The organism is Flavobacterium sp. (assembly GCF_040379285.1).
Taxonomy (GTDB): Bacteria; Bacteroidota; Bacteroidia; order Flavobacteriales; family Flavobacteriaceae; genus Flavobacterium.
This window is the reverse complement of the sequence record NZ_JBEILJ010000037.1, coordinates 1-26,098: the sequence shown is the minus strand read 5'-3', so window position 1 is coordinate 26,098 and position 26,098 is coordinate 1. Positions and strand designations below refer to the sequence as shown.

Here is a 26,098-nt window from a genome sequence, read left to right as displayed (position 1 = left end):
GGGCAACGAATACGAAACGGTGCCGTCAAGCATTCAAAATGAAGCGGTAGACTTTTTGAATAAGCAATTGTTTAAAACACCTACTTGGTTGTTGGATCAAAATATCTTGGCAAAAATTTATCCCGATAAAGGAGTCGAACTCATGCGTGGAATACAAGAAGGTACGCTCTCCAGTTTAATGTCGTTGGATCGAATGGCCCGTTTGATGGAAACCGCTTCGTTAGGAAAAGATAATTACTCGGTAGACGAATTGATGAACGATTTGAAAAACGGAATTTTCTCGGAACTTAAATCCAATACTGCGATTGATGTATACCGAAGAAATCTTCAAAAATCCTTTGTTTCTAAATTGATTGATGCGATTAAATTAGAAAAAAGTGCGGTGGCCAATTTTAACGGAAGACGCATCGTTATGGTCGATACCGATTTACCTTCGATTGCACGCGGTCATTTGATAGAACTGAAAAATCAATTGAAAGTGGCCAATGCTATGACAACCGATCGTTTAAGTAAATTTCATATCGCTGATTTAATTGCCAGAATTGATCAAGCGCTGAATCCAAAGTAAAATCTCATGTAATGCCAAAAAAAATGCTTCACAACTCGTGAAGCATTTTTTGTATAAAAGGAAGTTATTTTATTTGAATGCTGGGATTCCCGTAATATCAGCCCCAGTGATTAACAAGTGGATATCATGCGTTCCCTCGTAGGTAATCACCGATTCCAAATTCATGCTGTGACGCATAATCGAGTATTCTCCCGTGATTCCCATACCGCCTAATATCTGACGGGCCTCACGCGCAATGTTGATCGCCATATCCACGTTGTTGCGTTTTGCCATCGAAATTTGAGCAGTAGTCGCTTTTCCTTCGTTTCTCAAAACACCCAAACGCCACGTCAATAATTGGGCTTTGGTGATTTCGGTAATCATCTCGGCCAATTTTTTCTGTTGCAATTGATAGGCTGCAATCGGTTTGTCAAATTGGATGCGCTCTTTCGCATAACGTAAAGCGGTGTCATAACAGTCCATCGCAGCGCCAATCGCTCCCCAAGCAATTCCATAACGCGCCGAATCCAAGCAGCCTAGCGGCGCACCCACTCCGGATTTGTTGGGTAATAAATTATCTTTGGGAACTTTTACGTTGTCAAAAATCAATTCTCCTGTCGCCGAAGCGCGTAACGACCATTTGTTGTGCGTTTCGGGAGTAGAAAACCCTTCCATGCCGCGTTCAACGATTAATCCGTGAATACGACCTTCTTCATTTTTCGCCCAAACCACTGCGATATCCGCAAACGGAGCATTCGAAATCCACATTTTGGCACCATTCAACAAATAATGGTCGCCCATGTCTTTAAAGTTGGTAACCATACCGCCGGGATTCGACCCAAAGTCGGGCTCGGTCAGTCCAAAACAACCCATCATTTCACCCGTTGCCAATTTGGGAAGGTACTTCATACGTTGTTCTTCATTTCCGTATTTCCAAATCGGATACATCACCAAAGACGATTGCACCGATGAGGTTGAACGTACCCCAGAGTCCCCGCGCTCAATCTCTTGCATGATTAAACCATACGAAATTTGATCCAATCCTGCACCACCATATTCGACGGGAATGTAAGGGCCAAAACCACCAATTTCTCCCAACCCTTTGATAATTTGTGTTGGGAATTCAGCACGTTGCGCGTAGTCCTCAATGATCGGAGAAACTTCGCGTTTCACCCAAGCACGAGCAGCCTCACGTACCAATTTATGTTCGTCTGTCAATAAATCATCCAACAAATAATAGTCGGGAGCTTGAAATAAGTCTGGTTTCATGTGTTTGTTTGTTGTTAACGGATTTACCGTCGGATTGTTACTTTACGAAATCGTTTGCAAATTTAACAAAACGCCTTTCAGAATAAAACGAACAATTGTTATTTTTTGAAGCTTTTTCCTGCTTTTCGCTGTACTTGCGTTCCGGTGAAGGGAGGTCTCCCTCCTCGCGTCGGGAGGATGCCGCTTCCACCTGCCGGCAGGCAGGTCAGAAGGCTAAGGCTTGGGTGCTACAATGACGGTTTGTGCTTGAAATGCCTTCTTTTTTTGCAGAAAAAATTCCGTCAACTCCAAACCATTCTCCCGTGCCAACAGGGTTTGCAGTTGGGGATCTTCCATGCAAAACTTTAAAAATGGCGCTTTTTCCTCGGGCTTTAAGCGTAAGGTTGTCGTCCAGTAATCCTCTGTAAAATGACGATTTATATATTGGTCGAGGGATTCGGCGTTTGCTGTAGGTTCCTCTTTTTTCTTTTTAAAAAGTTCCCCAATTCCTTTAAACAACGATACAAAATTCACCCCATAAGGCATGGATCCGTCATACACTCCAGTATACGTGCGCATTTCCTCTTTTTTAATCTCTGCCAAACGTTGCTCGCCTGGGCTGACACTTACTTTGACATTGCTTAGATTGTCGACAGCAACTTCATCCAATTGAATCGCTTTGGGGGTAAGTTCAATATCGTAGAGCCAAACGGTTTCACTTACAATAGTGATTTTTTTTATTTCAAAATCAGGGTGTACAATATAAAGCACATCATTTAACGCCACATCAATAGAAAAAGAACCGTCGGGCGCTGACGTTGCATGTTTTTGTGTTCGTGTATTGGCAATATCGGCTTTTGCAATCCACATTTCTTGCGAGCGCAAAGTGCCCTGAATGCGAAAACTCTGACCTATGGTATCGGTGAAAGCAAAGAGAAGGAAAAAGAAACTTAGGATCGTTTTCATTGGTGAGTTGTTAGATAAACGAAGGTACAAATTCCCTAAGCGCTCCTATTCCAAAATTTTGTTAATTCTAGGGAATATCTATTATGGCCTTATTTTTTATCCAAATAAAAATCGTTTGTAAGGGTGCGAAAGGCATCGGTATAACGGTGGCGATCGAGTTCGATAACCATACTGTCGGTAGTCAGGGAACGATGTTCTCGTGAAAAGGCAAGAAGGCTGCGCTTTACAGGGCTAGTGGGGGTGCCTTGTACGTGGGTAATTTTAAAAGGATACAATTCGTTCTCGCGAGCCAAATCAATAATTCGTTCCTCCTCTTTGGAAGGAATGATAAGGGCAAGTACTCCAGACTCCGAAAGAAGAATACCTGCGGCTTCCATGATGTCTTCAAAAGGCAACGATTGATTTTGACGGGCACGATCGCGATGTTCACTGCCAGAAGAAACGGTTTCCATATAAAAGGGTGGATTGGAAACAATCAAATCATATTCTTCGTCTTGCAATTCCTCCATAAAATCGTCAAGCGAGGCATGAAAGCAAAACAAACGGTCGTTCCAAGGAGAGTATTCAAAATTTTCAACGGCTTGTTCAAAAGCATCGGCATCGATTTCAAGGCCGTCTATGTGTTTGGTAGCACTCCGTTGGGCAAGCATCAAAGCGATGAGTCCGGTGCCTGTTCCAATATCCAAAATCGAAAACGGATGATGGTCCAAAGGCGCCCAAGCGCCTAAGAGTACCCCGTCGGTGCCTACTTTCATGGCACAGCGGTCTTGTTCAATGGTGAATTGTTTAAATTGAAACATAAGTGTTAAAATCAATTGTTTTAAATTCCAATAAAAAAATCCCAAATTCCAAAATGGAGGAAATTCCAAAATGGAGAAACTTCAATTTGGAAAATTCCAAATGTCAAAATTAGGTAGAACTTTTGGATATAATCGAGAAAAATATTTTTCTTAATTCATCGGCTTCTTCCAATAGTGAAAGAGAACTTTTAGTACAATCAGGATTCAATTCTTGAAGTAATCGTATCCAATATTTCGATTCTTTTGCTTCTTTTCGGGATACTTTTATTCGAAATAAAAAATCTTTATCACCAAGTTTTTCATTTGCTTCAATATAATTCGCCCCAACCGAACCCGATGAACGAACGAGTTGTTTTCCATCTTCTAGGTTTGAAATTGTTTTGGGGAGTTTTCGGACATATATCCGACAGTTTTTTGCAAATAAATACGTTCTTTCCTCCAAGTCATGGGGTTTATTCATACAATGGGTGTTTGGCGTTTATATTATGAGAATTTAAACTATTGGTCCCGAAATTTCGGGAGGGATTTTAACTATTGGAATTTCTTAAAGATATAAGTCCACCAATCCCACCGGTGTATTGAGTACAATTTTCTTTTGGGCGCGATTCACTTCGATAATGAAATCGTCAATCATGGGAACAAGAATTTGGCGGGTATTCCATTCAATTTCAAAAAGGGGCTGGGACGTCGTATCGTTTACGCCTACAATTTCGCCTATGGGACCTAAGCGCTGATCTTCCACGGCAAACCCGATAATTTCATGGAAATAAAACTGATTTCCCTCAAGAGGAGGAAGCTCCGAAAGGGGGAGGTAAACTTCACTTCCTAGAATTTCATCGGCCTCGGCTTCGGTATCGACGTCTTCAAACTTGACGCGGAGAAAATCTCCTTTATGGAGTTGCGCTGTTTCAATAAAAAATGGAACCATATTTTTGCCTAAATCGACAAAAACTGATTCCATATTTTCATATAATTCGGGTTGATCCGTGTCTAAATAGAGTAGGACTTCTCCTTTGAAGCTAAATTTTTTCGCGATTTTGCCGAGATAGAAACAGTCTTTCTTTCGCATTACCGCTTGATAACGAATTAGGCTTCTTCGCTAGTTTCTTCAGCAGCAGGAGCTTCTGGAGCTTCCTCAACCGCAGGAGCTTCTTCTGTCGCTACTTCAGCCACTACTTCTTCAGTAGCTACTTCAGCTACTTCTTCAGTTACTTCTTCCGTTGCTGCTTCAGCCTCAGCTGTTTTCAAGGCTTCTTCAGCGGCTTTAGCCCGTTTTTCGTTAACTTCTTTTTCAGCTTTCAATGCTTTTGCTTTAGCATCATCTTTCGCTTTAGACAAACCGTCTTTTTTAGCGTTTACTTTAGCTGCTTTTTCTTCCAACCAAGCGGCTAATTTAGCATCGGCTTGCTCTTGCGTCAAAGCGCCTTTACGAACACCACCATCCAAGTGATGCTTCAACAAAGCTCCTTTGTACGATAAAATAGCACGCGCAGTATCTGTAGGTTGTGCACCATTGTGTAACCACTGAACTGCTTTGTCTAAGTGCAATTCTACCGTTGCAGGATTGGTGTTCGGATTGTAGATTCCAATTTTTTCTAAGAATTTACCATCTCTTTTGGCACGCGCATCGGCGGCTACAATCCAGTAAAAAGGTTTCCCTTTTTTACCATGTCTTTGTAATCTAATTTTTACTGACATAATCGAATGATTTGTTTATGGGGTACACGACCCCGGTTATTGAGGGCGCAAATATACAAAACATTTTAATTCAAATTACTCGAACTCAAAAAAATAGCGTTGTCCGATAAAAACCATAAAAAATAGGGTGTAATTCCTTAAAAAAACTATTTTTGTATTACAAATATCGAATAATTACGTACATGAAAAAATTAATTGCCCTATTTCTAGTTGTGTTGACCTTTTCTTCTTGCTCAGAAGAAGTTAAATTTAACGATCCGGGTTTTCAAGCCTATCGCGACGGCATTTTATTTCGAGGAATTGATGTAAAAGCCTATAAATCGGCCTCTACCAACGCCATTCGTTTTGTAGCATTGGCTGAAGATGAAGAGGTAGAATTGCGTGTTGCAAATGGAAATCCTGGCACCTATTTCTTTGGTACCTCTAATATAGGTATCAAAGCGACGTATCAATCTTCGTTCAACGACATTGAATTGGAGTATGAAACCAAAATCATCAACGGACCTGTAGCCAATATCGCTTCAGGGATCGTAGCAGGAGGGTCGGGATATACCGCCAATTGTACTACTGTAGCGGGTGTTGTCACGTGTAGTGGTTCCTATCCCACTACAGGAGGAACTGGTAGCGGACTCACGGTTTCGTTATCAACAAATGCCGCAGGAGCGATCACAGCGGCTCGTGTAGCGTCACCCGGAAACGGGTATAAAGCCGGCGATGTAATTACCGTTGTAGGTGGTAATGGGCTTGGACGTGTTCGCGTGCTCAATGTAGAAGGAAGTAATGGTGAGATAAAAATTACTCAAAATACTGGAACCACAATTTCGGGAGAATTTAAATTTAATGCAGTACAAACCACCACCAACCCCTTAGGCGGTGACTTGGTGAATTTCCAATTCGGGACCTTCTACCAAATTCCTATTTTCCCTGAACCGTAAGGGTTAAAATTTCACAAAATTTAGAAAGCTGTCTTTAACGAGACAGCTTTTTTTGTTGATAACTATTCCTTGAATCTTCTCAGGCGAAAGTGTATTTTTGAAACGAAAGGCAATGTGTTTTTAGGCCTTAAAAGCGACTATGTATTTAATTTTTGATACCGAAACTACGGGATTACCGCGCAATTGGGCCGCTCCTATTACCGATACTGATAATTGGCCAAGAGCAGTACAAATTGCTTGGCAGTTGCATGACGAATGGGGTAATCTTATAGACAACCAAGATTATTTAGTGATTCCCGAAGGCTATGATATTCCATATGATGCCGAACGGGTTCATGGTATTTCGACCGAGTTGGCCCATAAGTACGGGGTGGATTTACGTGAAATGCTACTAAAATTCAATGCCGCACTGGCCCAAACAAAATTTATAGTAGGGCAAAATGTCGGTTTTGATGTCAATATCATGGGGTGTGAGTTTCATCGCGCGGGAATTCCTACTGCATTATCTCAACTTCCCGTTTTAGATACGTGTACCGAGGTTACAGCCGGTTTGTTGCAACTTCCGGGTGGTCGCGGGGGACGTTACAAACTGCCCACGCTAACCGAATTACACGAATACCTGTTTGGGGAACCTTTTGGGGAGGCGCACAATGCCACTGCCGACGTGGAAGCGACAACCCGCTGTTTCTTGGAGTTGATTCGACGAGAAATTTTCACCAAAACCGAACTCGGTGTTACGCCCGACTATTTTCAGCAATTTAAAGCGCGAAATCCTCAGCCTATTCCTCCGATTGGTTTGACCCATTTGAACCTGAAAAAGGAATCAGAGAAACTTCGCAAAAAAGCCAATCCCACCCAAGCTACACCGATTTCTCATCAAGATATCGCACAAGGTCAGGCTGAAATGGCGACAGTCGATTTCGTGCATTTGCATAACCACACTCAATTTTCGGTGTTACAATCGACTATTTCGGTAAAAGATTTGGTACAAGCGGCCGTACAACACAAAATGCCAGCCGTGGCCATGACCGATATCGGCAACATGATGGGGGCCTTTCACTTTGTTCGGGATGTAATGGCGCACAATAAAACAGCCAAACAAAAAAATGAACAAGCACTTGAAGCAGGGGAAACACCCACGGAAACCGTACTTAAACCTATAGTAGGGTGCGAATTTAATGTGTGTGATAACCACAAAGATCGAACCCGAAAGGACAACGGGTATCAAGTGGTTTTTTTAGCCAAAAATAAACGCGGGTATCACCATCTTACCAAAATGGCTTCCATTGCTTACACGGCCGGTTTTTATTATGTGCCGCGTATTGACAAAGAAATCATCCAGCAGTATAAAGAAGATCTTATCGTGCTCACCGGAAGTTTGTATGGTGAAGTGCCTAGTAAAATTCTAAATGTCGGGCTGCATCAAGCAGAAGAAGCCTTGTTGTGGTGGAAAGCCCAGTTTGGAGATGATGTGTATATCGAACTCATGCGGCACCATCAAGAGGATGAAAATCGCGTGAACAGTGCATTAATTGATCTTTCTCGCAAGCATCATATTAAAACCGTGGCGACCAATAATGTTTTTTATGTAAAAAAAGAAGACGCCAATGCTCACGATATTCTCTTGTGTGTGCGAGATGGGGAAAAACAGTCTACGCCCATTGGACGCGGCCGTGGCTACCGATTTGGCTTGCCCAATCAGGAGTACTATTTCAAATCAGGTGCCGAAATGAAGCAGTTGTTTGCCGATTTTCCCGAAGCCATCACCAATATTGCTGAGGTCGTCGATAAAATTGAAATTTACGATCTAGCCCGTGAAGTACTTTTGCCCAAATTTGAAATTCCTACAGAGTTTGAAGACCCCCTAGACACAGAAGATGGTGGGAAACGCGGGGAAAATAATTATTTGCGTTTTCTAACCTACAAAGGAGCCGAAAAACGGTACCCTGAACTCACCGAAGAAATTTGCGAACGCCTCGATTTTGAGTTGGCCACCATCGAACGAACCGGGTATCCAGGGTACTTTTTGATTGTACAAGATTTTATCGCAGAAGCCCGTAGAATGGGAGTTTCTGTTGGACCAGGTCGTGGTTCTGCAGCGGGAAGTGCTGTGGCCTATTGCTTAGGAATTACCAACATCGACCCGATTGCCTACGACTTACTTTTTGAGCGTTTCTTGAATCCCGATCGAGTGTCCATGCCCGATATAGATATTGATTTTGATGACGAAGGACGAAGTAAAGTCATGGATTATGTGATCCAAAAATACGGTTCCAATCAGGTAGCACAAATCATTACCTACGGGACTATGGCCGCCAAATCCTCGGTGCGCGATACCGCTCGGGTATTGGATTTGCCCTTATTTGAGGCCGATAAAATTGCAAAACTGATTCCGAATAACCTGAATTTGGCCAAAATTTTCTCGTTGGAAAATGACAAACTCAAGGCTGCTTTACGCGCAGATGAATTTGATAAAGTCAAAGAGCTCATTGAATTGGCTAATGGTGGCGATTTAAGTTCCGAAACCATTCAACAGGCGAAAGTATTAGAGGGAAATTTAAGAAATACGGGAATTCATGCGTGTGGAGTGATTATCACCCCGAGCGATATTACCGATTATGTTCCTGTGGCAACGGCCAAGGATTCTGAACTATTTGTAACTCAATTTGACAACTCGGTCGTAGAAAGTGCAGGGTTATTGAAAATGGACTTTTTAGGGTTGAAAACGTTGACCCTAATCAAAGACACCTGTAAACTGGTGAAATACCGCACAGGCATTGAGTTGGATCCCGATGCTTTCCCGATTGATGATGTCAAAACTTATGAATTGTTCCAGCGTGGGGAAACGGTAGGGATTTTCCAATACGAATCGCCTGGAATGCAAAAGTACATGAAGGAATTGAAGCCTACGGTTTTTGGGGATTTGATTGCGATGAATGCCTTGTATCGTCCGGGACCCTTGGAGTATATTCCTTCGTTTATTCGTCGTAAAAACGGAGAAGAGCCAATAACCTATGACTTGGATGCTTGTGAAGAATATTTGAAAGAAACCTATGGCATTACCGTTTACCAAGAGCAGGTAATGTTGTTGTCCCAAAAGCTAGCCAACTTCTCCAAAGGGGATGCCGACGTTTTGCGGAAAGCAATGGGTAAAAAACAAAAAGATGTTTTGGATAAAATGAAATCCAAGTTCATCGACCAAGCAGTGGCCAACGGACATAATGCAGAAAAACTGGATAAAATTTGGAAAGACTGGGAAGCGTTCGCGAGTTACGCCTTCAACAAATCCCACTCCACTTGTTATGCCTGGGTCGCCTATCAAACGGCTTATCTCAAAGCCCATTATCCTGCAGAGTATATGGCGGCCGTGCTTTCCAATAATATGAATGACATTAAACAAGTTTCATTCTTTATGGAAGAGTGTAAACGTATGGGCTTGAAAGTGTTGGGTCCCGATGTAAACGAGTCGTTTTATAAATTTACCGTAAACGAAGATTATGCCGTTCGTTTTGGAATGGGAGCCATTAAAGGCGTGGGGCAGGGTGCTGTTGATACAATAGTAGCGCAACGAAAAGAAGGAAAATACCGCTCTATTTTTGATTTGGCGAAGCGAATTGACTTGCGTGCAGCCAATAAAAAAGCCTTTGAAAATTTAGCTTTGGCAGGCGGATTCGATGGCTTTGAAGCTACCCATCGTGCCCAGTATTTTCACCATGATGGCGATGGAATTACTTTCTTGGAAAAAGCCATTCGGTATGGTGCCAAGTTTCAAGAAAACGAAAATTCGGCGCAAGTCAGTCTTTTTGGCGAAGCCAGTGAAATTCAAATTGCCGAACCCCAAATTCCCCCCTGTGAAGAGTGGACCACTATGGCCAAGTTGGCTAGGGAGAAAGAGGTTGTTGGGATTTATATTTCGGGACATCCTTTGGATGATTATCGATTTGAAATGAAGTATTTCTGTAATGTACGTTTGGAACATTTGAAGCAGCTGGAGTCGTTGGTCAATAAAACACTAACTTTTGGTGGGATTGTGACCAATGTACAGTTCAAAACCGGGAAAAATGGAAAAGATTGGGCCATGTTTACCTTGGAAGGCTACGACGAAAACCATGAGTTTCGCATTTTTGATGAAGAATATTTAAAATTCCGCCATTTTTTGGTCAACAATCAATTTGTGTTTTTTAAATTGTTGGTGCGTGAAGGCTGGGTGAATCGGGAGACAGGTAAAAAATCAGATCCTCGAATTACCTTTCAAGACGCCAAATTATTGGCCGATGTACTGCCTACGTTTGCGAAGAAGCTGGTGATACAAATGAACATCCAAGAGTTGCATCAAGCGATGATTGAACAATTGGCGGCCTTATTTCAAGCGCACAAAGGCGAACATCCGATTAGTTTTGAGGTGATGGAGCTCGAACGGGTGAAAAAGAAAGCGGAAGCCATCATCAAATCGGTTGAAGTGACCGCAGCTGAGGGCGATGAAACGCTGGAGGACAGTGAGGCCTTTGTAGACGAATTGCCCGCCGATACCGAGGAACTTCGCGTTGTTACGCATTTGGCCATGCCTAGCCGTAAAGTGAAAATTAAAATTTCAAGTGAATTGTTGAGTGAATTAGAAAAAATGCAACTCGATTTTAAATTGAATTAGTATTGTTTTCACCAATTGAAAAATAACTAAAAGTAATCTTAATGTCGATGGCGGGCCCATAGATTTGGTTATATTTGTGCTTTAAAAAAGAAAACATAACTTAAATAAGAATATCATGGCATTAGCAATTACCGATGCTACTTTTGAAGAAGTAGTATTGCAATCTGATAAACCGGTTTTGGTTGATTTTTGGGCAGCTTGGTGCGGTCCGTGTCGTATGGTAGGTCCAGTAATCGATGAAATTTCATCTGAATATGAGGGCAAAGCTGTGGTTGGCAAAGTCGATGTAGACGCCAATCAAGAGTTTGCTGCCAAGTATGGAGTACGTAACATTCCCACCGTATTGGTGTTCCAAAATGGAGAAGTAGTAGGAAGACAAGTAGGAGTAGCTCCGAAGAAAGCCTACACCGATGCAATCGATGCGTTATTATAACGGATATACGAAAGTGTATAAAATCCCATTTTTTTTTGAACATGCCCCAAAAAGTAAGACACTATTAGGGGCATTTTTTATGAAAAAAAAGAAGTTTTTACACCAGAATTTAAACTTAAGTAAGATTTAAAATACACCAACAATCATCAATTTTATGTTGGTATTTCAAAAAAGATATAGAAGAATTACTGACGAGTTGAGCAACAAAGGGTTAATTGTCAATCATAAAACAGTTCCAAGATTAATTAAATTATTTGGCTTAAAAGTATTATTCCAGTAAAATATACAAATCATACAAAGGATAACAAGGTAAAACAGTTGCTAATGTTTTACAGCGAGATTTTAAAGCAACGGCACTAAATCAAAAATGGGCAATCGATGTAAAAGAATTTAATATAGCAGGAGGTAAATTGTATTTATCGCCAATAATTGATTTTTTTAACGGGGAAAATAATAAGTTATGAACTAACCCAAAGACTAGTATTTAATCAATTAGCTGTGACGCTCAAAAAAGCATTTAAAAAACACCAGACAATACCAATCTAATCTTACATTTAGACCAAGGATGGCTATATCAAATAAAACAGTATAAGCATTTATTAAAACAATAAGGAATCACACAAAGTATGTCAAGAAAAGGAAATTGTTTGGATTGAAAGTTCAAGTAATAAGTGTTATTTTTCAAGTAGCACTTGTTTAGATATTTTATAATTAAATTTTCTTTGGAATAATCAAATCAGAGTTATTTTACCTAAAAATATAGAATTAAAGAGTTGAAATGAAAGTAATAATTCAAGAATATATTAACTATTAAAATAACGTAAGAATTGAATTTAATCTAAACAAAATGAGTTCGATAAAATATCGAACTCATTATTAACAAAATTAATTATAATTTTGAATAAACTCATGGATGCAGTCTAGTAAGCATCGGGTTTTGTATTTAGGGTGAATTAGTAATTAACCTAAAGCGGCTCTTTTGAATCCGGTTACGGTAAGACCAGCTTCTACTGATTTTACGTAAGCACTTACACTCATTGAGCTGTCTTTAATGTAATCTTGGTTGACCAAGGTATTGTCTTTGAAGAAACGGTTTAATTTACCTTTGGCAATGTTGTCTAACATAGCTTCGGGTTTTCCTTCTGCACGCAATTGGTCTTTTGCGATTTCGATTTCTTTAGCGATAGTATCGGCATCTACACCGTCTTCATTCAACGCGATAGGATTCATCGCAGCCGCTTGCATGGCTACGTTACGAGCTGCTTCATCAGCTCCCGCTACGTTAGCTGACAAGGCTACTAAAGTGGCAATTTTGTTACCTGCGTGGATGTATGAGTTTACGAAGGCACCGTGTAAACGTTCGAAAGAACCGATTTCGATTTTTTCACCGATAACACCGGTTTGTTCGATTAATTTTTCTGCAACGGTGATTCCGTGGAAATCGGCCGCTAACAAGTCTTCTTTGGTTTCGAAGTTCAACGCCAAAGCTGCCAATTCTTGGGCAAGCTTCACGAATCCTTCATTTTTTCCTACGAAGTCGGTTTCACAGTTCAACGAGATGATAGCTCCCGAAGTCTGTTCGGCATTCACGGCAGCGATAACAGCTCCTTCCGTAGATTCACGGTCCGAACGGTTAGCGGCTACTTTTTGTCCTTTTTTACGTAGGATTTCAATTGCTTTGTCAAAATCACCTTCGGCTTCTACCAAGGCTTTTTTACAGTCCATCATACCGGCACCGGTCATGGTTCTTAGTTTGTTTACGTCAGACGCAGTAATAGTTGACATTTCTTTTTTATTTTTTGATTAAAAAATTCGTTTAAAATTAAATTCCAATTTCGGGATTTCAAACTCCAGGTTACTAAAAACCGTAGGAATTTGGCATCCTTCCATTGGAATTTAGTGTTTTATTTATTCTTCAGCAGCAGCTTCAGTGGTACCAGCAACCTCAGGAGTGGCTACTGCTTCTACTGTTTCTTCTACTTCAGGAGCATCATCGGCTTCTTTTTCGTTGGTACGGTTGGACAATCCGTCTTGAACGGCAGCCGTAACGAGAGAAAGAATTTTTTCGATGGATTTAGAAGCATCATCATTGGCGGGGATTACGTAATCTGCCTGACGAGGGTCAGAGTTGGTATCCACCATTGCAAATACTGGAATGTTTAATTTGTGAGCTTCTTTTACCGCGATGTGCTCGGCTTTGATATCTACTACGAACAAGGCTGCAGGCAGTCTTGACATATCGGCGATAGAACCTAAGTTCTTCTCCAATTTAGCACGAAGACGATCGATTTGTAATTTTTCTTTTTTCGACAAGGTGTTGAAAGTACCGTCTTTCTTCATGCGATCGATAGTTGCCATTTTTTTCACGGCTTTACGAATCGTTACGAAGTTGGTCAACATTCCTCCAGGCCATCTTTCGGTGATGTAAGGCATGTTTACAGCGGCCGCTTTTTCAGCTACGATGTCTTTGGCTTGTTTTTTGGTAGCTACGAATAAGATTTTTCTACCAGAGGCAGCGATTTTTTTCAAAGCTTCATTCGCTTCTTCAATTTTGGCTGCGGTTTTGTACAAGTTAATGATGTGGATCCCATTGCGCTCCATGTAGATGTAAGGCGCCATGTTGGGGTCCCACTTGCGGGTCATGTGTCCAAAGTGAACACCGGCCTCTAATAATTCTTTTACGTCTATTTTATTTGCCATTTTTTTACTAGTTTACGTTCCGTTGATTAGCAATTATCGGGCTTTTGAGGGCTTTTTGGGATAATTTAGATGCTAAACTAACTTCCTTTGACAAAAGGAATAACGGCAACAGATTAATTTCAAACTTAAGGGTAGGAAAAACGGATTAACGTTTCGAGAATTGGAATCTCTTACGTGCTTTTTTCTGACCGAATTTCTTACGTTCTACCATACGTGGATCACGGGTAAGTAATCCTTCTGGTTTTAGGATTGCTCTGTTCTCAGCTTCCACTTCGCACATAGCACGCGCAATAGCCATACGAACGGCTTCCGCTTGACCAGTTGAACCTCCACCGTATACGTTAATTTTAACGTCGAAGTTGGAAGCGTTGTCTGTCATGGCTAACGGTTGTAATACTTTGTATTGCAACGTAGCTGTGGGGAAGTAGTTTTCGAACTCTCTTTTGTTTACCGTGATTTTACCTGTTCCTTCTGAAACGTAAACACGTGCCACAGCGGTCTTTCTACGACCAATTTTGTGAATTGTTCCCATTACTTCAAATCGTTTAAGTTAACGGTTTTTGGTGTTTGAGCTGCATGTTTGTGCTCAGCGCCAACGTATACATTCAAATTGCGGAATAATTGTGCCCCTAATTTGTTTTTGGGTAACATTCCTTTGATAGCTTTCTCTACCATGATCGCAGGATTTTTACGATACATTTCTTTGGCAGATAAGCTTCTTTGACCACCTGGATAACCGGTATGGCGGATATAGGTTTTATCCTCCATCTTGTTACCAGTCAGGTTGATTTTTTCAGCGTTGATAACAATAACGTTATCACCACAATCAACGTGCGGGGTATAACTTGGTTTGTATTTACCTCTCAAAAGCATCGCTACTTTTGAAGCTAAACGACCTAAGTTATGACCTTCAGCGTCCACAACAATCCACTGCTTGTCTGCAGTAGCCTTGTTGGCTGAAACTGTCTTGTAGCTTAATGTGTTCACAGTACTTATTTTAAATTAAACATTCCTTTCCCTCCCCGAGGCTTCGGGATAAGGGAGTGCAAAAGTACAATTTATTCTTTTATATCCAAACCTCCATTTTATTTATTTTATTGATTCCTAAAATTTTGGGGATTAGCGGGCTATCTTAGCGGGATGGGCGTTTGCGAGAAGCGGCATAAATTTATTTCGCGGGAAAAAGCAGCAATTCATTTTTCGTCTTTTTAAATTTGTTAAATTTACGCTCGTCAAAGTCCATTGCTATGAAATCAAAAGCTACGTTAAAACAAATTGCCAAAGAATTGGGTGTTTCGGTATCTACCGTGTCCAAAGCCCTGAATGACAGTCCCGAAATCAGCGAGCCCACCAAGCAACGGGTGCAGGAATATGCCAAGTTGAAAAACTACAAGCCGAATGCCATTGGGTTGAATTTAAAAAACCGTTCAACCAAGACCATTGGTGTGATTATTCCTAATATATTAAATTCTTTTTTTGCTAAAGTGTTTACGGGTATCGAGAAAGTAGCTGATGAAAAAGGGTACAAGGTGATGACATATATTTCAAACGAGTCGCTTGAAAAAGAGATTGCTGCGTTGGAAATGCTGAGTAATGGCGCCATTGACGGATTTATTTTATCGATTTGTGAAGAAGCACAGAAACTGCAACAGTTTGATCATTTTAAGCAAATCCTCAATGAGGGGACTCCCATTGTGATGTTTGACCGTATTGCCGATGAAGTGCATTGTGATAAAGTAATTGTCGATGATTTTGATTCGGCGGTGAATGCGACCCAACATTTGATTAAAACGGGAAATAAAACGATTGCATTGTTTTCGGCCATTGACAATTTGAGTGTCGCTAAGTTGCGCGCGCAAGGATTTCGAAAAGCCATGGCTGATGCCGGACTGACGATCGATACTCAGCATGTCATTTTATCCAACTCGGAAGAAGATTTTGATCAAAAGGCCACTGGTTTTTTTGATAAACATAAGGTAGATGCTGTTTTTGCGGTCGACGAACATGCTTCGGTGACGGCAATGAAAATGGCGGTAAAAAAAGGACTTCGCATTCCCGATGAATTAGCCGTTATCGGTTTTGCCGATGGCGTTTGGTCGCGCCGTTTAACACCGAGTTTGTCTACAGTGAGTCAGCACGGTCCCGAGATTGGGGAAGTTGCAACGCGTATGTTGATTGAGCGCTTAGAACATAAAGGGGAACCCTACAAACCCCGAACTACGGTCATTGCTACCGAATTGCGCCAACGTGAATCTGTTAAACGGTTGGCCTAATGTGGCGGTGGGTGTTTTGTGGACTTTGGTTTCCACTTCTTTTAGGAGCGCAACCCACACCCGATGTATTTGATTTGGCCCGTAAGGGTTCGGAAGAGGCGGTACGTTCGGTATTGGCTACCCAACCCCGTGCGTTTGATTGCGTGAGTCCCGCGGGATTCACTCCTTTAATCCTTGCCTGTTATAAAGGTAATACGCCTGTTGTAAAGGTGTTGTTGGAAGCGGGGGTTGCTGTAAATTATACTTCCGATCAGGGAACGGCTTTGATGGCGGCGGTGGTGCGGGGTAATGCCGAGGTGGTCGGTTTACTTTTGGACTATAAAGCCGATCCCAATTTGACCGATGTACAAGGAAATACGGCTTTGCATTTTGCTGTTCAGTTCAAAAATATCTCGATTATCCAACAACTTTTGGCGCATGGTGCACGCCGTGAAGCCAAAGACGGTAAGGGCATGACCGCTTTTGAGTACGCCGTGCAATCCGGCGATGACGCGATTATTGCCTTGTTGAAGGGATGAGGGGGTAGTAGAAATTACTACGTGCCAAAAATAGATATCTTAAAAAATAGAAAATATGCTCCCGTGGGATTCTGAGATTCTTAGTCGTTAAGATCACTGTGTAAAAAAACATTATCTACTTCAATTAAACTTCGTGAAACTTAGTGCCAACATCATGTTACCCTATTTTCCTAGAAATTGTATTATTAACAAATAAAAGCTGCTAAGCCACTGATTTAGGTCTTCGGGGCGATCCCCTGAGATCACTACTTAACACGGATGACTGTGACTGATAACCGCTAACCGTTTTATTTCCGTAGTGTGATTTCTCATTCCTACGGCAAATAGGCCATCTTCGAAATTAACACAGTTCATTTCGACGAAGTAGAAATCACATAATCTATGGTTCAACTGCCCATGGAACACTGCTAATGCGCTTCCAGCCAATTCTCGCCAAAGCCCATTTCAACTTCGAGTGGGACGGCCATCGGAAAGGCCTGTTCCATTTCGTGTTTGATCATTTTTTGAATCGCTTCCAGTTCAGATCGATGCACATCAAACACCAATTCGTCATGCACCTGCAACAACATTTTGGATTGCCAATTTTCGGTGGTTAGTTTTCGGTGAATATTGATCATGGCGATTTTGATAATGTCTGCAGCCGATCCTTGTATTGGGGCATTTACCGCGTTGCGTTCGGCTCCTCCTCGCACTACCGCATTGGCCGAATTGATGTCTTTTAAATAGCGACGGCGCCCTGAAATCGTTTCTACATAGCCGTTTTCTCGGGCAAAATCGACTTGGTTTTGCATATACGATTTCAATTTGGGGTAGGTTTGGTAATACGCTTCAATCAAGGCAGCACTTTCACTTCGCGAGAGACTTGTTTGATTGGATAGCCCGAAAGCAGAAACCCCATAGATGATACCGAAATTGACCGTTTTGGCATTGCTACGTTGTTCTTTGGTGACTTCTTCTAGCGCAACTTGAAATACTTTGGCGGCGGTACTGCGGTGAATGTCTTCTTTGTTTTGAAAGGCCTTGATCATGTTTTCTTCGCCACTCAAAGCTGCGATAATACGCAATTCGATTTGAGAATAGTCGGCTGACAGTAAAACATAGTCTTCATTTTTTGCCACAAAGGCTTTACGAATTTGACGGCCCCGTTCGGTACGAATCGGAATGTTTTGCAGGTTGGGATTGTTTGAACTCAATCGGCCGGTACTTGCTACGGTTTGCATATAATCAGTGTGAACGCGCTGGGTTTTGGCATCCACTTGATGCGGTAAAGCTTCAACATACGTGCTTTGTAATTTCACCAGCTGACGCCACTCAAGGATATCGCGTACAATTTCGTGTTCATGGGCCAAATAACTGAGTACTTCTTCCCCCGTAGCGTATTGTCCAGTTTTGGTTTTCTTTTGTTTCTGCCCTCCAATTTTCATTTTATCAAACAAAATATCACCCAATTGTTTTGGTGACGCCAAGTTGAACGATGTTCCGGCGGAGGTATAAATTTTTTGTTCCAAGGCTTGAATTTCAAGCGCCATATCGGCCGACATCGATTGGAGGTAAGTCACATCCAAGCGAATGCCTTCACGTTCCATGTCGGCTAAGACTTGTATCAGGGGAATTTCGATTTCGTCAAAGAGCTTTTTCGTCCCCACACGTTCGAGTATCGGTTGAAAATGCGCTTTGAGTTGCAAGGTTACATCGGCATCTTCCCCGGCGTATTCTTTGATGGCTTCAAGCGGAACGTCGCGCATGGAACGTTGGTTTTTTCCTTTTTTTTCAATCAAGGTTTCAATGGACTGTGGCGCATACTGTAAATAGGTCTCGCTCAACACGTCCATATTGTGTCGCATATCGGGATTGATGAGGTAATGCGCAATCATGGTGTCAAAAAGGGGGCCTCGCACGGAAATTCCGTAATTGGCCAATACTTTTAAATCGTATTTTAGGTTTTGTCCGATTTTTTCAATGGTTTCATTTTCAAAAAAGGGACGCAATTGGGCTACGATTTTATGTGCTTCCTCTTGATTTTCGGGCACGGGTACATAGTAGGCTTTTCCTTTTTCCCAAGCGAAAGAAATCCCCACCAATTCAGCATTTTTAGCATCAATACCGGTGGTCTCTGTGTCAAAACATACAGCGGTTTGTTTCAGTAAATTCTGCAACAATAACTGCATTGGAAAGTCTCCTTGCATGATTTGATACAAGTGCGGCGTCATTTCTAAAGTGGCATATGTTGTGGACGTAAAGGATGCTTCTTCATCGTCTACAAACCCAAACAAATCCATTTGATTTTCGGGGGTTTTCTTTGGGGTAGGTTTTTTAGCTACAACCATTTCCGAAGCACCATTACTTGTGTCAATAGCATCGTAATAATTTCCTTGTCCAAAAAGCTTGTCAAACTGCGCTTTCATTTGGCGAAACTCCAATTCTTGAAACAAGGCATCGGTTTTTTCAACATCGGGACGACTTAATTCAAAGGCTTTTTCGTCAAATTCGACAGGACAATCCAATAAAATAGTCGCCAATTTTTTGGAAAGAAGTCCTTGCTCTTTGTGGGCTTCGATTTTGTCTTTCAAGGCGCCTTTTAATTGGTTGGTATTGGCCAAGAGATTTTCCATGGAACCAAATTCGGCCAGTAATTTTTTTGCCGTTTTTTCACCTACTCCAGGAAGTCCGGGAATGTTGTCGATCGCATCGCCCATCATACCCAAGAAATCTATTACTTGCAGCGGATCGTTGATTTCAAATTTTTGTTTTACCTCTTCCACCCCCCAGATTTCAATATCGTTTCCCATTCGGGCGGGTCGGTACATGAAAATATTTTCCGAAACCAATTGACCAAAGTCTTTATCGGGGGTCACCATATATACTTTGTAGCCTTTTTTCTCTGCTTTTTTCGCTAACGTACCGATCAAGTCGTCGGCTTCAAAGCCTGCTTTTTCAATGATCGGAATGTGCATGGCCTGGAGCAGCGCTTGAATGAAAGGGACTGCAATTTTAATGGCTTCTGGGGTTTCGTCACGGTTGGCCTTGTATTCGGTAAACATTTCCAAACGGTAATCGCTGCCTCCTTTATCAAAAGCTACGGCCAAATGGTCGGGTTTTTCGCGTTTTATCACATCCATCAGGGAGTTCATAAATCCCATAATAGCTGAAGTGTCCATGCCTTTGGAGTTGATACGTGGATTTTTGATAAAGGCATAATACCCACGAAAAATAAGCGCGTAGGCATCGAGGAGGAATAAGCGTTTTTGTTCCATAATAACTCATTTAGACCCATTCATGTTGGATTTGAGTGGGTCCTCAAATGTAAGGATTCAAGTTGAAATCTGAGGGCAAAGGTTGAAATTTCCCTTTTAATCTTTTCCAATGAAGATACAGGGAAAATGTCAAAGCAAAAGCGGTTAAAATTTCCTTAAATTTAAAGCGGACTTATACTGACCTACAATACCTTTGCGCTTTATAATCACATATGACTTTTCGATTGTTGATTCTTTTGATCCTGTTGACGCTTATTGAATTGTATGCGTTTCAAGCGGTTCGTACGGTAACCAAAACCAAATGGGTGCAATGGACCTATCTTGCCGTGTCGTTGGGGACATTGTTTTTTGTGTTTTACCAATTCACCAAGTTTGACCGAAAAGTAGGACAGACGCCGATGACCATGTTGACTATTGGGTTATTGTTGTTGGTATTAGTCCCCAAGTTGATTATGATTTTGGTGCTTTTAGCTGAAGATATGTTCCGGGCGGTGTTGGGAGCTAAAAACTTTTTTGTCCAATACGATGCCGAAGAGTCCTATATTCCTGCCCGCCGTAAATTCGTAAGTCAACTGGCTATCGGATTGGCTGCGGTACCTTTTTTGTCCTTGGTGTATGGAATGACTAAAGGAAAGTACAATTTTAAAGTCCGCAAAGAAACCTTGTATTTTGACGATTTGCCCGACGATTTCGACGGATTTACCTTTACGCAAATTTCGGATATCCATAGCGGAAGTTTTGACGATGCCGAGAAAATTGCTCATGCTATCGACATTGTTAATGCGCAAGAATCGGATATGCTTTTGTTTACAGGCGATATTGTCAACACGCATGCTACAGAGATGCACCCTTGGGTTGATTTATTCTCGAAAATTAAATCCCATCCGTTTGGAAAATACTCGGTGTTGGGAAATCATGATTATGGAGAATATATCGAGTGGAATTCCGCGGCAGAAAAAGAGCAAAATTTTAAAGACATTATCGATTTACACCGTCAAATTGATTTTAAACTTCTACGCAATGAGCACGTGAACATTCAAAAAGGCGCTTCGGTACTCGCTTTGGTTGGGGTTGAAAATTGGGGTGTGAAGTTCAAAAAAGCAGGGGATTTAGCCAAAGCCTCAGCCGGATTGGATCCCAATGCGTTTAAAATTTTAATGAGTCATGATCCCAGCCATTGGGAGGTGGAAGTTAAATCGCATCCTGAGGTATACCATCTAACGTTATCAGGACATACACACGGCTTGCAATTTGGTATAGAAATTCCCGGTTTTATCAAATGGTCTCCCGTACAGTATGTGTATAAACAATGGGCGGGATTGTATGAACATACGGGGCGATACTTGTACGTAAATCGCGGCTTCGGGTTTCATGCGTACCCTGGTCGCGTAGGAATTATGCCTGAAATCACAGTGCTTACACTAAAAAAACGCTGTCCTGTCGCATAATTTGTTAAAAATAGTACCTTTGTATCCTAATTTTTCTTTACTTTGGGTGAAGAATGCTAAATACCGATTGATTGTATGTCGAAATTTGGAGAACTTATCAACGCACAAGTCCCTGTTTTAATCGACTTTTACACCGAATGGAACGAATCTTCTGTTTCAATGCATCCGGTGATTCGCGATGTTGCTGCGGCCTTAGGCGATAAGGCAAAAGTGATTAAAATTGATGTGGATAAAAATCAAGAGCTGGCAGAAGCCCTACGTATTAAAGGGGTTCCAACGTTAATGATTTACAAAAACGGTCAAATGGTATGGCGGCAGTCTGGAGAATTGGATGCCAACTCCTTGATTGCATTGGTTAAAGATCAGATTTAGGAAGGATTTCACCGCGATATCCTTGTGCTTTAAGATAGGCTAGAGCCTTTGGTAATACTTTTTTCAGGTTGCCAAAGGCTTTTTTGCTATCATGAAAAACGATAATGCTACCCGGTTGTACATTTTTGGTAATACTTTTTAGGCAATCTTCAGGGGTTGTATTTACATCCCAATCATACGTAAGAATATCCCACATTACAGGAATTATATTGTGGGAGCGCAACTGTTGCGGTTGGCCAAGTTTTAATTTGCCGTACGGCGGACGAAACAGCAAAGGAGTGCGCCCCAAATGGGTCTCCATACTCGTTGTACAGGCCTTAATGTCCTCAAGATACGCCACACGGGATGTTTTCCAACTGTTGCGATGATGGTAGGTGTGGTTTCCGATGCCATGGCCTTCTTTGATCAAGGATTGTGCAATATCGGGATACTGCGCCAAATTATTTCCAATAAGAAAAAAAGTAGCTTTAAAATGGTAGGCGGCCAACGTTTCTAGAACCCATGGGGTGATTTCAGGCGTTGGTCCATCATCAAAGGTGAGGTACACCACCCGTTCGGTTTGCGGAATGTCCCAAACCAAATTTGGGGTGCATTTTTTTAACCATAACGGTATTTTTATCCATCGCATCATGGCTGCAATATCGCAAAAAAAATGCTCCTATTACAGAGCATTTTTCAGTTATTCTTTATCGCGGTCAAATTGCGGGAATCGGGCATTGTATTGATTGAAGGCTTGGCGATTTTTTTGATAGAAGTCAATATCGCCATTTTTCTTGCTTACGCGAAGCAAGCTACGGTATCGTTCAATAGCCGATACGATATCCGTTGCCATAAACGATTTGTCAGCGGGGGAGAACGTTGTATAGTACAACAATTCTTGTTGGTATTTTGCAAAAAGTTGGGTCATCAACGCGTGGGCTTTTTCTTTTTCACCCACTTTATAATACCCATTGGCAAATGGTTCTAGCGTTAAATAGTAGCCATAATAGCTAAAAGGCATTTTATCAAGTGCAAGCTCGATAATTTTTTTCGCTTCGGGAATACGCCCTTCTGCAATAAGGGCATCCATGGTTCGGGCCATGTTACCACGGTAGGAAATGCAGTTGCGGCGGGTTTCAGGATCGTGGTAAATGTCGGTTCGTTCGCCATTGCCCCATTTCCAGTTCATAATCAATTGGTATATTTTATCGGTGTCCAATTGCCCCATGTCGGGATAATTTTCTTCAATCACCGGTGTTTTGATTGGAACTAACTTGTACACCATACCATCCAATTGCAAGAAATCTTTCATCCACAAATAATCGTCGTCCCCAAAACTTCCTGGGCTAAAATAAATCGGACGTTTCCAATTGTTATTGTTGAGGATGTCCAACATGATTAAACGGTTTTTGTACAACGCACCACCTTTGATGTCCAAATCGATGTAAGGAACAATGGAATCGGCTTGTTTGGCATTTACAATTTTATGTTTCAAGATGGAAGTTTTATCCACAGGGATACGGACTTTATTGGTTGGGAAGAAATGAAGACGGTGTCCACTTTGCATTTCGATCGTGGTTAAGGTATCTTCGCTTTTCGCAAATTCGATAAAGTCTTTTAAATTCCAACGGTTTTCAGTTTGCTTATGGAATAAAATCACATCGCGGTTGTCGGCTACAATTTGGCTGTGCGAGAAAGAAATCGATAGCCCTTCTGAAAGATTGGTTTTTTGCTTCATTTGATCAATGTACCAATCGGTCATCAACAAACTCGTATTTACAATGCGCACGTCGGTGCGGTATCCTTCAATTTCTTGCGCATACCAAAGCGGGAAAGTGTCGTTGTCACCAATAGTAAATAAAATTGCGTTTTCATCGCACGAGTCTAAGTAGTTTTTCGCCATCGCAATTGCCGTATAGCGGTTGGAACGGTCATGATCATCCCAGTTTTCTTTTGCCATTAAGATGGGTGACACCAAAAAGGATACGGCAATTGCCGACCAAGCTGCCGTTTTGGCATTGATTTTCTCTGCGATCATTTCGTAGAGGGCAAATACGCCAAATCCAACCCAAATCGCAAATACAAAGAAGGAGCCTACCAAAGCGTAATCGCGTTCACGAGGTTCGAAAGGACGCTCGTTCAAATAAATTTTTAAGGCCAACCCCGTAAATAAAAATAAGGTAAGCAACACGTAGAACGATTTTAAATCCCGTTGGGCATGGTACATTAGTCCAAGTAAGCCCAAAAAGAAAGGTAAGAAATAATAGAAGTTGCGCCCTTTATTATTTTTAACATCGTCGGGCAAATTGTCTTGCGAACCCAAATGCATTTCGTCTATCGCTTTAATTCCCGACATCCAGTTGCCATCGAGGTTGTCGTAGCGCCCTTGATTGTCGTTTTGACGTCCAACAAAGTTCCACAGTAAATAGCGGCCATACATATAGCCAAATTGGTATTCGACCATAAAGCTGATGTTTTGCCAAAATGTAGGTTTTTCTACCTCAATATATTCGCTATAGTATTTCAAAAAGCTGATATAGTCTTCATTATCCACTCTTTTTTGATTGAACGCTTGACGAAATGCGGCTACTTCTTCAACTAATTCTTGATTGTCGGCAAACTCAGGTTTGATGGTAAACTTCGGCACTCCTATAAAGTTCATGTACCCTTTTACATTGTCATTGCTCCACAAACGGGGGAGGATGGCGCGGTGTTTGCTATTGGAGTTCTGCTCGGCTTTTTCGTAATTGTTAACGATGACATATTTGCCTGTTTTTTCGTCGCGCTCATAGTTTGGTTTTTTATCCAAATAGGGTTCCTCTTCGTCGGCTCCAGCAAACATATCAGTGTATTGCGGGCCGTAAAATAATGGGTTGTATCCGTATTGTTCACGGTTGTAATAAGCCAGTACTTCGGCGGCATCAGAGGGTTTGTTTTCGTTGATAGGTGTATTCGCATTGGCACGCACAGGAAGCATTAACCAGGTAGAAAAACCAACTAAGACAAACAGAATGCACAACAAAGCGGTATTGACCGCAGGCATTTCTTTTTTGCGGGTGTATTGTAGCGCAAAATAGAAGAACCCGACAATAGCCAAAAAGGCGATAAGTGTCCCCGAATTAAATGGCAATCCAAAAGAATTCACCATAAAGATTTCTGTTTTAGCAAAGAACGCTAAGGTGTAGGGCAGAAGTAGTTTAAAAATGAACAATAGAATGGCAATAATAATGACGTTGGCAAGGATAAAACTCTTGACGGTCACCTTGGGGTATTTTTTAAAGAAATACAAAAATCCGATGGAGGGTAAGGTCAACAACGCCATGAAGTGAACGCCAAAGGAAAGTCCGATCATCAAACTAATTAATAGTAACCATCGATTCCCATGAGGTTTCTCCATGTCGGCTTCCCAGCGCAATCCAAGCCACAACAATAGGGCAATCATGAACATCGCCATGGCATATACCTCGGCTTCAACCGCATTAAACCAAAAACTATCGGAAAAGGTAAAGGTTAGCGCTCCAACGAATGAAGATCCTAAGATCACTTTAAGATTGGTTTCATGGAGTGAAGTATATCGGTTTACAATTTTTTGTAAAAGCAAGGACGACGACCAAAAAAGGAATAAAATGGTAAAGGCACTCGAAAAAACCGAGAGCATATTCACCATGAGTGCAACTTTATCGGGACTCACTGCAAAAAGCGCAAAGAAGGCTCCTAGCATTTGAAAAAGTGGTGCTCCTGGAGGGTGACCTACTTCTAAGTTGGCTGCAGTAGCAATGTATTCTCCGCAATCCCAAAAACTCATGGTTGGTTCTACGGTAAGGCTGTAGCAAAGTAAAGCGATCGCAAAAGCTGTCCAACCTAGAATGTTGTTCCACTTTTTAAAGTCAAAAGGCGTCATAGTATGGTTTAAGTATTATGGTGCAAAGAAACTATTTTTTTGTGTATTGCTCCATGGGTTAACAAAAAATTCTAAAAAACTGATTTACATGCCTTCCCCTAACGCACGGGGATGTGTTTTCGTATGTGCCTAAAAAAAGAACCTAAAAAATTGCAAAACGTTTGCTTAAATAAAAAAAAGCCATAAATTTGCACCCGCAATATTGGTCTATGGTGTAACGGTAACACTACTGATTTTGGTTCAGTCATTCAAGGTTCGAATCCTTGTAGACCAACAAAAAACCCGACGTACTGTCGGGTTTTTTGTTTTACACAAAAGCCTAGGAGAACCAGTATTTTGTTTGTTTAGATTTTAAAAGTCACAACTGGGCGTTGGGCG

At 41.5% G+C, this 26,098-nt stretch carries 21 protein-coding genes, 1 tRNA gene and 1 pseudogene; 10 read left to right on the top strand and 13 right to left on the bottom strand.

What is annotated here, in order from left to right:
• On the top strand, positions 1-568 hold a 568-nt coding region (locus tag ABWO12_RS08745), incomplete at its 5' end, for a zinc-dependent metalloprotease (RefSeq protein WP_353088443.1).
• Between the two features lie 69 nt (positions 569-637).
• Here ABWO12_RS08745 and ABWO12_RS08740 read toward each other — a convergent pair.
• The 6 genes from ABWO12_RS08740 to ABWO12_RS08715 form a co-directional block, all read right to left on the bottom strand.
• Positions 638-1,816, bottom strand: coding sequence for an acyl-CoA dehydrogenase family protein (locus tag ABWO12_RS08740; protein WP_353088442.1), 1,179 nt, complete (start codon positions 1,814-1,816; stop codon positions 638-640).
• Between the two features lie 213 nt (positions 1,817-2,029).
• Positions 2,030-2,761: a BamP family beta-assembly machinery protein gene (locus ABWO12_RS08735; RefSeq protein ID WP_353088441.1), complete on the bottom strand. Its 732-nt coding sequence runs from the start codon at positions 2,759-2,761 to the stop codon at positions 2,030-2,032.
• An 89-nt stretch (positions 2,762-2,850) separates the two neighbouring features.
• Complete coding sequence (locus tag ABWO12_RS08730) at positions 2,851-3,561, bottom strand: tRNA1(Val) (adenine(37)-N6)-methyltransferase (protein ID WP_353088440.1); 711 nt, start codon at positions 3,559-3,561, stop codon at positions 2,851-2,853.
• 109 nt (positions 3,562-3,670) lie between these two features.
• Positions 3,671-4,021 (bottom strand): four helix bundle protein, encoded by a 351-nt coding sequence (locus tag ABWO12_RS08725; protein ID WP_353088439.1) that lies wholly within the window; start codon positions 4,019-4,021, stop codon positions 3,671-3,673.
• A gap of 84 nt (positions 4,022-4,105) precedes the next feature.
• Positions 4,106-4,630 (bottom strand): ribosome maturation factor RimM, encoded by a 525-nt coding sequence (gene rimM, locus ABWO12_RS08720; protein ID WP_353088437.1) that lies wholly within the window; start codon positions 4,628-4,630, stop codon positions 4,106-4,108.
• Positions 4,631-4,647: 17 nt separating this feature from the next.
• On the bottom strand, positions 4,648-5,259 hold the full coding sequence (locus ABWO12_RS08715) for a 30S ribosomal protein S16 (protein ID WP_353088435.1): 612 nt from the start codon (positions 5,257-5,259) through the stop codon (positions 4,648-4,650).
• Between the two features lie 182 nt (positions 5,260-5,441).
• On the opposite strand from ABWO12_RS08715, the gene ABWO12_RS08710 reads away from it, so the two are divergent.
• The 4 genes and pseudogenes from ABWO12_RS08710 (at position 5,442) to ABWO12_RS08695 (ending at position 11,555) form a co-directional block, all read left to right on the top strand.
• Positions 5,442-6,194 (top strand): DUF6252 domain-containing protein, encoded by a 753-nt coding sequence (locus ABWO12_RS08710; RefSeq protein ID WP_353088433.1) that lies wholly within the window; start codon positions 5,442-5,444, stop codon positions 6,192-6,194.
• Between the two features lie 139 nt (positions 6,195-6,333).
• Positions 6,334-10,842 (top strand): DNA polymerase III subunit alpha, encoded by a 4,509-nt coding sequence (gene dnaE / locus ABWO12_RS08705; protein WP_353088431.1) that lies wholly within the window; start codon positions 6,334-6,336, stop codon positions 10,840-10,842.
• Between the two features lie 100 nt (positions 10,843-10,942).
• Positions 10,943-11,275: pseudogene (gene trxA / locus ABWO12_RS08700) on the top strand (thioredoxin); the annotation flags it as partial.
• A 154-nt stretch (positions 11,276-11,429) separates the two neighbouring features.
• Positions 11,430-11,555: an IS3 family transposase gene (locus ABWO12_RS08695; protein WP_353088429.1), complete on the top strand. Its 126-nt coding sequence runs from the start codon at positions 11,430-11,432 to the stop codon at positions 11,553-11,555.
• Positions 11,556-12,235: 680 nt separating this feature from the next.
• Here ABWO12_RS08695 and tsf read toward each other — a convergent pair.
• The 4 genes from tsf to rplM form a co-directional block, all read right to left on the bottom strand.
• The gene (gene tsf, locus ABWO12_RS08690) at positions 12,236-13,060 is read right to left on the bottom strand and encodes a translation elongation factor Ts (protein ID WP_353088428.1); all 825 of its coding nucleotides are present in this window, start codon (positions 13,058-13,060) and stop codon (positions 12,236-12,238) included.
• A 123-nt stretch (positions 13,061-13,183) separates the two neighbouring features.
• Entirely contained in the window at positions 13,184-13,975 is a 792-nt protein-coding gene (gene rpsB / locus ABWO12_RS08685) for a 30S ribosomal protein S2 (RefSeq protein WP_353088426.1), read from the bottom strand.
• Between the two features lie 145 nt (positions 13,976-14,120).
• On the bottom strand, positions 14,121-14,507 hold the full coding sequence (rpsI, locus tag ABWO12_RS08680) for a 30S ribosomal protein S9 (RefSeq protein WP_073363499.1): 387 nt from the start codon (positions 14,505-14,507) through the stop codon (positions 14,121-14,123).
• Entirely contained in the window at positions 14,507-14,962 is a 456-nt protein-coding gene (gene rplM, locus ABWO12_RS08675) for a 50S ribosomal protein L13 (RefSeq protein WP_073363497.1), read from the bottom strand. Before rplM ends, rpsI begins: the two co-directional genes overlap by 1 nt.
• Before the next feature lie 260 nt (positions 14,963-15,222).
• On the opposite strand from rplM, the gene ABWO12_RS08670 reads away from it, so the two are divergent.
• On the top strand, positions 15,223-16,248 hold the full coding sequence (locus ABWO12_RS08670) for a LacI family DNA-binding transcriptional regulator (RefSeq protein WP_353088425.1): 1,026 nt from the start codon (positions 15,223-15,225) through the stop codon (positions 16,246-16,248).
• Positions 16,248-16,766, top strand: coding sequence for an ankyrin repeat domain-containing protein (locus ABWO12_RS08665; protein WP_353088424.1), 519 nt, complete (start codon positions 16,248-16,250; stop codon positions 16,764-16,766). Before ABWO12_RS08670 ends, ABWO12_RS08665 begins: the two co-directional genes overlap by 1 nt.
• 407 nt (positions 16,767-17,173) lie before the next feature.
• Here ABWO12_RS08665 and polA read toward each other — a convergent pair whose 3' ends face one another.
• Positions 17,174-20,020 (bottom strand): DNA polymerase I, encoded by a 2,847-nt coding sequence (gene polA, locus ABWO12_RS08660; RefSeq protein WP_502902922.1) that lies wholly within the window; start codon positions 20,018-20,020, stop codon positions 17,174-17,176.
• A gap of 212 nt (positions 20,021-20,232) precedes the next feature.
• Here polA and ABWO12_RS08655 point away from each other — a divergent pair, with 212 nt between their 5' ends.
• Positions 20,233-21,468, top strand: a complete 1,236-nt coding sequence (locus tag ABWO12_RS08655; protein WP_353088423.1) for a metallophosphoesterase — start codon at positions 20,233-20,235, stop codon at positions 21,466-21,468.
• Positions 21,469-21,543: 75 nt separating this feature from the next.
• Positions 21,544-21,840: a thioredoxin family protein gene (locus ABWO12_RS08650; RefSeq protein ID WP_073363488.1), complete on the top strand. Its 297-nt coding sequence runs from the start codon at positions 21,544-21,546 to the stop codon at positions 21,838-21,840.
• Here ABWO12_RS08650 and ABWO12_RS08645 read toward each other — a convergent pair.
• Together ABWO12_RS08645 and ABWO12_RS08640 are read right to left on the bottom strand one after the other, a co-directional pair.
• Entirely contained in the window at positions 21,824-22,471 is a 648-nt protein-coding gene (locus tag ABWO12_RS08645; protein WP_353088422.1) for a polysaccharide deacetylase family protein, read from the bottom strand. The two genes, ABWO12_RS08650 and ABWO12_RS08645, sit on opposite strands and share 17 nt — an antisense overlap.
• 48 nt (positions 22,472-22,519) lie before the next feature.
• The gene (locus ABWO12_RS08640; RefSeq protein ID WP_353088421.1) at positions 22,520-25,720 is read right to left on the bottom strand and encodes a glycosyltransferase family 117 protein; all 3,201 of its coding nucleotides are present in this window, start codon (positions 25,718-25,720) and stop codon (positions 22,520-22,522) included.
• Between the two features lie 203 nt (positions 25,721-25,923).
• Here ABWO12_RS08640 and ABWO12_RS08635 point away from each other — a divergent pair.
• Positions 25,924-25,994 (top strand) — tRNA-Gln (locus ABWO12_RS08635).
• Positions 25,995-26,098: the final 104 nt, after the last annotated feature.